A 10,214-nucleotide genomic window follows, 5' to 3' on the forward strand; every position below is an offset into this window, starting at 1 on the left:
GACGGCACCTTCGGCCGCGATACCGCGGGCGACGTTCTGGTGCTCTACACGGCGCCCGAGGGCAGGACGGTCGACGATCCCGAGTTCGCGGCGAAGGTCACGGACAGCCTGAACTCACTGGTCGCCGAGCACCCCGACGAAATTCTCAAGATCAACGGTGCGTACTGGCCGACCGACGACGCGCCGTCGCTGCCGTCGCTGGCCGATCCGTCGCGTCAGCACGCGATCGCGTCGGTCGCCATCGCCGGTGAGGACGACACGGAACTGACCGGCAACTTCCGCGAGGTCAAGGACGAGTTCGCCGTCGACGGTATCGACGTGCAGCTCGCCGGCCTGCAACCGATCTCCGGCGCGCTCAACGACACGATGGCCAACGACATCAAGCGCATGGAGATCCTCGCGATCCCCGCGGTCGGCATCCTGCTGTTCTTCGTCTTCGGCGGTGTCGTCGCAGCCGCGCTGCCGTTGATCACCGGCGGCCTGACGATCGTCGCGGCGAACGGCATCGTCCGGTTGATCACCAACTTCACCGAGGTCAACTCGTTCGTCGCGCCGGTCGTCTCGCTCATCGGTCTGGGCCTGGCGATCGACTACGGCCTGTTCATGGTGTCGAGATTCCGCGAAGAACTCGCCGAGGGCTACGACACGCGCGCAGCGGTGCGGCGCACCGTCGTGACCGCAGGTCGCACGGTGGTGTTCTCGGCGACCATGGTCGTCACGAGCCTCGGTGGTCTCGTGCTGTTCCCCCAGGGCTTCCTCAAGTCGGTCGCCTACGGCGCGATCTCGGCGGTGTCGCTGGCCGCCCTGCTGTCCATCACGATCCTGCCCGCCATCCTGAGCATCCTCGGCAAGCGCATCGACAAGTTCGGCATGAAGCGTTTCGGGCAGATCCAGTCGAACGAGCAGGTCGAGAACAGCTTCCTCGGCCGCCTGTGCCGCTGGGTGATGGTCAACCCGATGAAGGTGACCATCCCGACGGTCATCGGCCTGCTGCTGCTGATCATGCCGCTGACCGGCATCAAGTTCGGTGGCATCAACGAGACCTACCTGCCGCCCGAGCACCCCACGCGTGTGGCGCAGGAGACCTTCGACGAACTGTTCCCCGGCCAGCGCGCCGAACCGGTCAAGCTCGTCGTCCGCGGCGCCGAGGGCGGCGACCTCAACAAGATCATCACCACGGCCAGCGAGGCTCCCGGTCTCGTCGAGAAATTCACGATCACCGGCCCGGCGAAGGACGGCGTCCGCGTACTCAAGGCCGGTCTGACCGACCGCAACGAGTCTGCCGACACCATCGAGTATCTGCACGCGGCCGAATGGCCCGAGGGCGTCGAAGTGCTCGTCGGCGGCACACCGGCGATCGAACAGGACTCGATCGCAGCCCTGCTCGACACCCTGCCGTTGATGGTCGTGGTGGTCGTCCTGCTGACGACACTGCTGATGTTCCTGGCCTTCGGCTCGCTCGTGCTGCCGGTCAAGGCGGTGTTGATGAGCGCCCTGGGTCTCGGTTCGACCCTCGGCATCCTCACCTGGATCTTCATCGACGGCCACGGCGCCGGGCTGCTCAACTTCACGCCGGGACCGATCATGTCGCCGGTGCTCGTGCTGATCATCGCGATCGTGTACGGCCTGTCGACCGACTACGAGGTGTTCCTGCTCTCCAGAATGGTGGAGGCGAGGTCGATGGGGGCGAGCACCACCGAGTCCATCCGCATCGGTACCGCCCACACCGGCCGCATCATCACGGCGGCAGCCCTGATCCTCATCGTCGTCACCGGCGCCTTCGGGTTCTCCGAACTGGTGATGATGAAGTACATCGCGTTCGGCATGATCGCCGCGCTGATCATCGACGCCACCGTCATCCGCATGTTCCTCGTGCCCGCCGTGATGAAGCTGCTCGGGGACGACTGCTGGTGGGCTCCGGCATGGATGAAACGCATCCAGGAGAAGATCGGCCTGGGCGAACCCATCCTCGCCGACGAACTGATGCCCCAGGACGTTCCCGAGCTGATCACCGTCGGCATGTTCGGTCCGGCGACGGTCGCGGCCACAGGTGCGCATCGCTTCCCGGGCGCCTTCGAGGGTGGTTCCGACCTCACGCAGCCGCTGCCGAAGATCGCTCCGCCGCGTCCGGCTTCCGAACAGCGCAAACTCCGAGATCTCACGCCGCCGCCGGTGCGCCGCCAGACGCCCGGTCGTCCCCCTGTCCGTCCCGCAGCGCCCGCTGCGGGTCGTCCCCCGCACCTCGGAACGGCGAGCGGGTGCCACCCGCGACCGGCCGTCCCATGCCGGCGAGCCGTCCGGCGCCGCCCGCTGCAGGTCCGGGACGTCCGTCGCGGCCGGTACCGGAACCGCGACGTCGCGCGGAGGATCGGACGCAGGTGGACGAGCGGAACGGCATGTCGCTGCCACAGCGCGGTGCGCTCGATCCCACGCAGCGCGGTGCGCTCGATCCCACACAGCGCGGTGCGCTCGATCCCACACAGCGCGGTGCGCTCGATCCCACACAGCGCGGTGCGTCCGAGACACCCGGAAGCCGGGCATCCGAACCGTCGCCGACGTCGGCCGTGCCGCCGCTCCCCCGCCGTCAGCGCGGGGAGGTTCCGCCGCCGCTGCCGCAGTCCTTCGTCCGGCCACCTGTTGTCCCGGGCGATTCGGAGCCTCTGCCCGGTGCCCCGGCGTCGCGTCCGAGCGAGTCCGGCACCGGCCGGGGACGGGACCCGCAGGCGATCGAGAACTGGTTGTCGCAGTTGCGCCGCACCTCGCCCGGCGGGGAGCCTCCCGCGCCGCGGCGGCGGCCCGCACAGGACGGACCGCGTCCGCCGGCACGCGAAGCGCAACGTTCCCCGGCGCCGGAACCCCAGCGACCTTCCGTCCCGGAGGCACAGCGTCCGCCGAGGCCTGAAGGACCGCGATTGCCGGCACAGGGACCGGCCCGGCCGCCCGTGCCGGGAACGCAGCAGCCGCCCACCCAGGGCATGCAGCCGCCCACGCAGAGCACCCCTCGTCCGCCTCTGCCCTCGCGGTCCCGGGGTCCTGAGCAACCGCCCCGCTCCGGGGGTGCCGAGCGACCGGAACAACGAGCGGACGACTCGCAGCAGGAACAGAACGACGCGGATTCACGCAGCCGCGGACGCCACGGTCCCGACGGTGGCCGCTCGATCAGCGTCAGCGAACTGATCGCCCGGCAGCGTCGCGACTGACGTCCGAAACGACTCGAGGCGACCCGCTCGCGGGTCGCCTCGGGTGTTGTCGGACTTCAGTTGCCGTTGAAGAACTTGCGCAGTCTCGTGGACAGCGGATGCGTCACGTTGAGGCTTCCACCGCGAACCTTGCCGGTCACCACGACGTGCAGCGGTCCGTACGGCGCCCCGCCACGCACCTTGGACGACACACTCGACGCGACATTCTCGACGCCGTTGACGTCTGCCGTGGCCTCGGCGGGCAGCACGATGCTGATCGAGCTGAGATAGTCGCTCACATCGATCCGCACCACCTGCGTCTGCATCACCGCCTCGGTGAGATCGAGGGTCACCGAGGACGCGACGGTGTCCAGGGCGATGGCGGGCGGCACGTGCCAGCGGCCCTTCCGTTCGACGCTGGAGACACGCCCCTTGATCACCAGAGGAGCAGCCTGGCCGGGCGCGGGGAACGCCGCTGCGGTCGGCGCGGGGTAGGACGCCTGCGATATCCCCGGAAGATTCTGTTCCTGGAACTCGGGACGGATCTGGATGCCCGGCAGGTCGACGAGCACCTGGTTCAGATCGCCTCGGGTCTTGGCGGCGAGGACGGTGTCCATCCGTTCGGTGAACTCGCCGAGCGAGAGCATTCCCTGCCCGACCGCCCGCTGGAGAAGTTCGCCGACGTGCTCGCGCTCGGCGTCCGACACCCGCAGATCCCTCGGTTCCATGCCCACGAGCTTAACGGGACACTCGGTATGCCTCAGCAGTCACTCGAGACCCTGCTCGATGACGTACCGGGTGAGTTCGACCCGATTGGCGAGTTGCAGTTTGCGTAGCGTCGCCTGGACATGGTTCTCCACCGTGCGGTGGCTGAGTGTCAACCGCGCGGCGATCTGTTTCGCCGACATACCCTTCGCGACCAGCCGCAACACCTCCGTTTCGCGCCCGGTCAGGGTGGGCGGCGGGAGCCTGTCGCCGACGTCGTTCGACATGCGGCGGTACTCACCGAGCACCAACCCGGCCAGCCCGGGGGTGAAGACGGCCCGGCCCCGCGCGGTGGCGAGGACCGCGTCGACGAGTTCGTGCACCGAGGCGCTCTTCACGAGATAGCCGGACGCCCCGGCTTTGACCGCACCGAGGACGTCGTCCCGTTCGGAGGACGCCGACAGGACGAGCACCCGACTGTCCGGGGAGACCTCGAGGACCGCGCGGGTCGCCTCGGTACCGGTGCCGTCGGGCATCGCCATGTCCATGAGCACGACGTCGGGGCGGACGACCGCGGCGCGTCGCGCGGCGCTCGCGACACCGTCGGCCTCGGCGACCACGACGAACCCGGCCTCCTCGAGGTCACGTCCGACGGCGTTGCGCCAGATGGGATGGTCGTCGACCACCATCACGCTGACGGCACGACGTTCGTGTGCGGTGTTCTCGTGTGCTTCCGTGTTGATCTCCGCCATTCGTTTCCCCCTTCGGCACCCGGATCTCCCATTCGGTTCCTTCGCCTGCGGCGCTGTCGAGCAGCGCGACGCCGCCCAGCCATTCCGCGCGCCCGACGATCGACTTGGACACCCCCATGCGTCCCTGGTCGCGAGCTTCGTCGAGTCGGCCCGGCCCGATCCCGACACCGTCGTCCCGGATGCTGAGGACGAGCTCGTCGCCGAGATCTTCGAGAAGGATGTACGTGGCGGCTCCGGCACCGGCGTGCAAGTGCGTGTTGGACAGGGCCGCGGTCGTGAGCGCCGCGAGTTCCTCGGCCCGGTCGCGGGGGATCATGATCGGATCGGCCGGCGCGGACACGGTCGCGGCGGTACCGGCGCGGGCCCGCACGAGGGCTGTGAGGTCGGCGTCCTCGCCACCGCGGTCGACATGCGTGTCCTGTTCGGAGATCAGCTGCCGCAGCGCGGCCTCCTGCTCCCGTGCCAGCTCCGCGAGTTCCGTCGCGCCCCCGCCCAGCTCGAGTCCGCGCCGTTGCACGAGGGCGAGCACCTGCAGCACTCCGTCGTGCACCTGACGGGCGAGCCGGTCCCGTTCCTCGGTGGCGGCTGCGACCCGCACGGCCTGCTCGAGCTGCCGGTGCGCGCTGCGCGCGGCGGTGGTCGCGAATCCCATCGCCACGCCGCACGCGACGAGCACGGGCGCCGTCGCGTCCCGCCACAGATCCAGAGTGATCTGGTCGCGCACGACCGCGCTGACGACGGACATCAGCAGCGCCGATCCGATGCCGGTGAGAGGACCGCCGAGAATCGCCGCCGACAGCACGGCGTTGGCGACCCACAACGTGGTCGGCATGGTCTGGTGGTTGCTGTACCAGTCGTGGTCGGCGACCAGCCTGGTGGCCGCCATCAGGGCCACGGCGAGGATCTGGTCCACCGCGGTGACCGTCCGGCGCAGACGTACCCGGTGGGAGAGCAGCATCGCCGAGACGATCGACCACGCCACGAGTACCCCGACGAAGAACCACGACAGACCCGGACGGGTGTAGTTCACGACGGTCGAGAACTGCGATCCCACGGCGTATACGACGGTCACGAGCCGGAACACCTGGGCGGCCCGCCACAAGGGTGCATCCGCATCGGGACCGGTCGGAGACGATCTCATCTGTACGTTTCGCACCTTTCGTCTCGGTAGGTGGCGAGTGAATCCAACCACTCCGCACCCCCTACGGTGACCGCCCCACACTGTGACCGTCCGCACAGTGGTTTGATTTGAAGTCGTGTTGAGGTCGTACCGAGCTGTCGCCGCCACTCTGCGGAGTCGTTGGCCGCTCTACATGGCCTCGATGGGCGCCTCGAATCTGTTCGGCGCGCTGCTCGTGTTCGCCTTCGTCCGCTACGGGATCCCTATCAGCGAGACCGAGGCGATCGTCGCCGATCGCGTCCGCAACTTCGCGGTCTTCGCGGTGTACCTGGTCTTCGCCGGCATCGTGAGCCTCGGCGCCGCAGCGATCACGCTGCGCTCTGTCGTGCGGTGGCAGCTCCGCGGCGGCCCGCCCACTCGGGCGGAACAGATGGCGGCCCTGCACGCCCCGCTGCGACAGGCGATCGTCCACCTCGGCCTGTGGCTGCTCGGCGGCGTGCTGTTCGTCTTCCTCACCGCCGAGGAGATGCCGTCGCTCGCAGTGGCGGTCTCGGTCACCGTCGCGATGGCCGCGACCAGCACCTTCGGTTTCACCTACATGCTCGGCGAACGCATCCTGCGGCCGGTCGCCGCGCGGGCGCTGAGCGAGGGCAACTTCGACCGGACGATGGCTCCGGGCGTGGGCACGCGCCTGGCCATGACCTGGGGGCTGGGCACGCTCATGCCGGTCGCCGGGATCGTGCTGCTGTGCGTGACCCAGCTGAGCGCGAACACCGACTTCGACGCCGACGCTCTGGCTCTGTCCGTTCTCGCGCTCGCCGTGACGTCGATCGGCCTCGCCCTCGTGCTGTCACTGCTCACGTCGGCGCAGATCTCCGACCCCATCAAGCAGTTGCGCTGGGCGATCGAACGCGTGCAGCGCGGTGCTTCGGGGGTGCGGGTCGAGGTGTTCGACGGCAGCGAGATCGGCCGCCTGCAGGTCGGCTTCAACCGGATGATGGCCGAGTCCGACGAGCGCCGGCGCCTGCGCGAGTTGTTCGGTCAGCACGTCGGTGAGGACGTCGCGCGCCGCGCCCTGCAGTACGGCACCGAACTCGGCGGCGAGACCCGATACGTCGCGGTGCTGTTCGTCGACATGGTGGGGTCGACGGCGACGGCTGCCGAGCGACCACCGAACGAGGTCGTCGAGCTGCTCAACGAATTCTTCCGTGTCGTCGTGGAGGTGGTGGACAGGCACCACGGCTTCGTCAACAAGTTCATGGGCGACGCCGCTCTGGTGATCTTCGGCGCTCCCCTGGACCGGCCGGACGCCCCCACGGCGGCTCTCGCGGCCGCACGCGAACTTCGTTTCGCGCTCGACGAGATCACCGGGCTCGACGTGGGAATCGGTGTGTCCGCGGGACTCGCCGTGGCCGGTAACATCGGCGCGTCCGAGCGCTTCGAGTACACGGTGATCGGCGATCCCGTCAACGAGGCCTCGCGTCTGACCGAGTTGGCGAAACTGCGTCCGAGCAGGGTTCTCGCGTCGTCGAGCGCGCTGTATTTCGCGGACGACGAGGAACGCAGCCATTGGGAACTCGGCGACGAGGTGCAGCTGCGCGGCAGGCGGCGGATGACCCATCTCGCGTGGCCGGTTCGCTATCCCGGTGTTCCCGGAGGAGCGAACCGGACGGACGAATCGGAGGGTTCGACGGACGAGTGACGGCCCGTTCCGCGGGAGCTGCCGACGAGGCGGAACGCCCCTGGCACCCTCTCCGCGACCCTGCGGTCGGTTACGGTGAACAGCGTGGCGCAGCCGCACGACGATCCTCCATGCCCCGACGCCACGCCGCGCCGGGGCTCGTTCCGGTGGCTCAAGTGGGTGTCGGCAGTCGCGCTCGTCGCCCTGCTGACCGTCGAGGCGATCTACCTGTGGCCGACGATGAGCGACTCGTGGCGCGCTGTCACCGAGATGCACTGGGGCTGGTTCGCCGCGTGCGTGCTGGCCCAGATGATTTCCCTCAGCGGTTTCGCCGGGGTGCAGCAACGGTTGCTCCGGGCAGGCGGAGTACGCGTCGGGCACTGGCGCTCGGCGTCGGTGATCTACGGCAGCACCGCCATGGCGGTCACCCTGCCGGCAGGGCCGGTCTTCTCCACCGCGTTCACCTACAAGCAGACGCGCAAGTGGGGCGCGACGCCTGTGGTCGCGTCGTGGCAGCTCGCCGTCTCCGGCGTCATCGCGGCGGCGACGCTCGCGTCGGTGGGCATGATCGGTGCGTTCGCCGTCGGTAGCCGAATCAGCCCCGTGACCCTCGTGTTGTCGCTCGCCGGGGCGGTCGCGTTGGTGTTCGGGCTGCGATACGTCGCGAAGAATCCCACGTCGATCGAGTCGGCGGGCGCGTGGGTTCTCCACCGGGTCAATCGCGTCACGAGGAAGCCGAGGGGCACCGGCTTCGACGTCTTCGAACGCACCCTCGCGCAACTCGAGGCGGTCGAACTCGCCCGTCGCGACGGCGTGGCCGCTGTGGCGTGGTCGGCAGTGCACCGCGCGGCCGATGTGGCGTGCCTCGGACTGGCGTGCTGGGCAGTGGGCGGCTCTCCGTCCGTGGCCGGCCTGTTCATCGCGTTCGCTGCGGCGAAGGCCGTGGGGAGCGTGCCCCTCGCACCCGGCGGCCTGGGATTCGTGGACGGCACCCTCATCGCGACGCTCACCGCTGCGGGGTTGAGCGCCTCGCAGTCGCTGGCCGCGGTCTTCGTGTACCGGATGGTGAGCTTCGCGTTCGTCGCGCTGGCGGGCTGGAGTACGGTCGCCGCGATGTACCGGGGCAACGGCAGCGACGAGATCGACCCGATCGCCGAGCGCGCAGAACACGAGCGCAGCACCCTGGAACGGCGACGTCGCCCGGTCGAGAATCCGGAACCTGCGTGATTCACATCACAATATAGTTGCGCAAGCAACTATTCGGTGGCATGGTTGCAGGCAAGAAGTTGAAAGTTTAATCATCGAGGAGGACCACCATGACGACCGCCACCACCACCTTCCCCGGCCTGACCACCGGCACCTGGGCCATCGACCCCGTCCACTCCAACGTGGGCTTCACCGTCCGGCACCTCGTCGTCAGCAAGGTTCGCGGCACCTTCGAGAACTTCTCCGGCGCCATCACCGTCGCCGAGGACGGCACCGCATCGGTGAACGCCGAGATCGACGTGAAGTCGATCAACACCAAGAACGCCGACCGCGACGCGCACGTCCGCTCCGCCGACTTCTTCGACGCCGAGCAGTTCCCCGTCGCCACCTTCGCCTCCACCGGCATCCGTGCCGACGGCGAGGACTACATCGTCACGGGCGACTTCACCCTCCACGGCGTCACCCGCCCGGTCGAGCTGAAGCTCGAGTTCAACGGCGTCAACCCCGGCATGGGCCAGGGTCCGGTCGCCGGCTTCGAGGCCACCACCGTCATCAACCGCAAGGATTTCGGCATCAGCATCGAGATGCCGCTCGAAGGTGGCGGAGCCGTCGTCGGCGACAAGATCACCATCACTCTCGAGATCGAGGCCGGCCTGCAGGCCTGAGCCCCCTCACACGCGGAACGCCCCTCCTCCGGGAGGGGCGTTCCGGGCTCTACCGGCCCGGATCGTGCTCGAGAGCACGCGTCGGGCGTTCCTGCTCCTTCCACGTCGCCGCTACTCTGGAGCCGTGAAGAAGTACATCCCGGCGTTGGTGGCCGACGTCGTGCTCGTCGTCGTATTCGCCGTGCTCGGTCGTTCCAGTCACGACGAAGTGCTCGATCTCGTGGGGCTCGCAGGAACGGCGTGGCCGTTCCTCGGTGGTCTCACCGTCGGATGGTTCCTCACCGCATGGCTCTACCGCGACAAGTTCGACGCCTTCGCCGCCGTCCCCACCGGTCTGCTGGTGTGGGTGAGCACCCTCGTGGTCGGCATGCTGCTGCGCGCCGTCACCGGCCAGGGCACCGCGACCGCCTTCATCATCGTCGCCACGATCTTCCTCGGTCTCTTCCTGGTGGGCTGGCGTCTCGTCGTCGGACTCCTCCAGCGCCGCAAGGTCGACGCATAACGTCTCTCCGGGTCTCGGGTCTCACACTCGCACCCGAAGTGTGAAATGCGACCGCGGGATATGCGAATATTTCGCGCTCGCGCCCTGCGCGGTGCAACAGTGGAGATCATGTCCACGCTGGAACCACCCACCCTGACCGGGTCCCGATCCGACCATCGGTTCTTCGGCCAGCCCCTGCCCCTGGCCAATCTGTTCGGTGTCGAGATGTGGGAGCGATTCTCCTTCTACGGCATGCAGGGCATCCTGATCTACTACCTGTACTACTCGGCATCCGAGGGTGGGTTGGGGATCAGCCAGGTGGCCGCGACCTCCATCGTCGGTGCCTACGGCGGCACGGTCTATCTGTCGACGATTCTCGGGGCATGGATCGCCGACCGGTTGCTCGGTTCCGAACGCACCCTGTT

General features: G+C 68.5%; 8 protein-coding genes and 1 pseudogene. 6 read left to right on the plus strand and 3 right to left on the minus strand.

Going from position 1 to position 10,214, the window contains the following annotated elements; all coding sequences use genetic code 11:
• Positions 1 to 3,177 (plus strand): MMPL family transporter (locus tag R1101_RS26305; RefSeq protein ID WP_016933219.1); only part of this gene is annotated, 3,177 nt, incomplete at its 5' end.
• Between the two features lie 79 nt (positions 3,178 to 3,256).
• Here the strand turns inward: R1101_RS26305 and R1101_RS0109570 are convergent.
• From R1101_RS0109570 to macS, 3 genes are read right to left on the minus strand one after another with little or no spacing between them, the layout of a single operon-like run.
• On the minus strand, positions 3,257 to 3,907 hold the full coding sequence (locus R1101_RS0109570; RefSeq protein ID WP_016933220.1) for a DUF1707 SHOCT-like domain-containing protein: 651 nt from the start codon (positions 3,905 to 3,907) through the stop codon (positions 3,257 to 3,259).
• Positions 3,908 to 3,946: 39 nt separating this feature from the next.
• Positions 3,947 to 4,573 (minus strand): response regulator, encoded by a 627-nt coding sequence (locus R1101_RS0109575; protein ID WP_016933221.1) that lies wholly within the window; start codon positions 4,571 to 4,573, stop codon positions 3,947 to 3,949.
• Entirely contained in the window at positions 4,527 to 5,777 is a 1,251-nt protein-coding gene (gene macS, locus R1101_RS0109580; RefSeq protein ID WP_016933222.1) for a MacS family sensor histidine kinase, read from the minus strand. The genes R1101_RS0109575 and macS overlap by 47 nt, the downstream gene beginning before the upstream one ends.
• Before the next feature lie 172 nt (positions 5,778 to 5,949).
• On the opposite strand from macS, the gene R1101_RS26310 reads away from it, so the two are divergent.
• From R1101_RS26310 to R1101_RS0109605, 5 genes and pseudogenes are all read left to right on the plus strand, one after another.
• Complete coding sequence (locus R1101_RS26310; RefSeq protein ID WP_016933223.1) at positions 5,950 to 7,458, plus strand: adenylate/guanylate cyclase domain-containing protein; 1,509 nt, start codon at positions 5,950 to 5,952, stop codon at positions 7,456 to 7,458.
• An 84-nt stretch (positions 7,459 to 7,542) separates the two neighbouring features.
• Complete coding sequence (locus R1101_RS0109590; RefSeq protein WP_016933224.1) at positions 7,543 to 8,664, plus strand: lysylphosphatidylglycerol synthase transmembrane domain-containing protein; 1,122 nt, start codon at positions 7,543 to 7,545, stop codon at positions 8,662 to 8,664.
• 89 nt (positions 8,665 to 8,753) lie between these two features.
• Positions 8,754 to 9,308 carry a YceI family protein gene (locus R1101_RS0109595; protein ID WP_016933225.1) on the plus strand — a complete coding sequence of 185 codons (555 nt, stop codon included), beginning with the start codon at positions 8,754 to 8,756 and terminating at the stop codon, positions 9,306 to 9,308.
• A gap of 124 nt (positions 9,309 to 9,432) precedes the next feature.
• Positions 9,433 to 9,810 carry a DUF3054 domain-containing protein gene (locus R1101_RS0109600; protein WP_016933226.1) on the plus strand — a complete coding sequence of 126 codons (378 nt, stop codon included), beginning with the start codon at positions 9,433 to 9,435 and terminating at the stop codon, positions 9,808 to 9,810.
• A 108-nt stretch (positions 9,811 to 9,918) separates the two neighbouring features.
• A pseudogene (locus tag R1101_RS0109605) lies at positions 9,919 to 10,214 on the plus strand (MFS transporter); the annotation flags it as partial.

It is taken from the genome of Rhodococcus sp. R1101 (genome assembly GCF_000278445.1).
Lineage (GTDB): Bacteria > Actinomycetota > Actinomycetes > Mycobacteriales > Mycobacteriaceae > Rhodococcus > Rhodococcus gordoniae.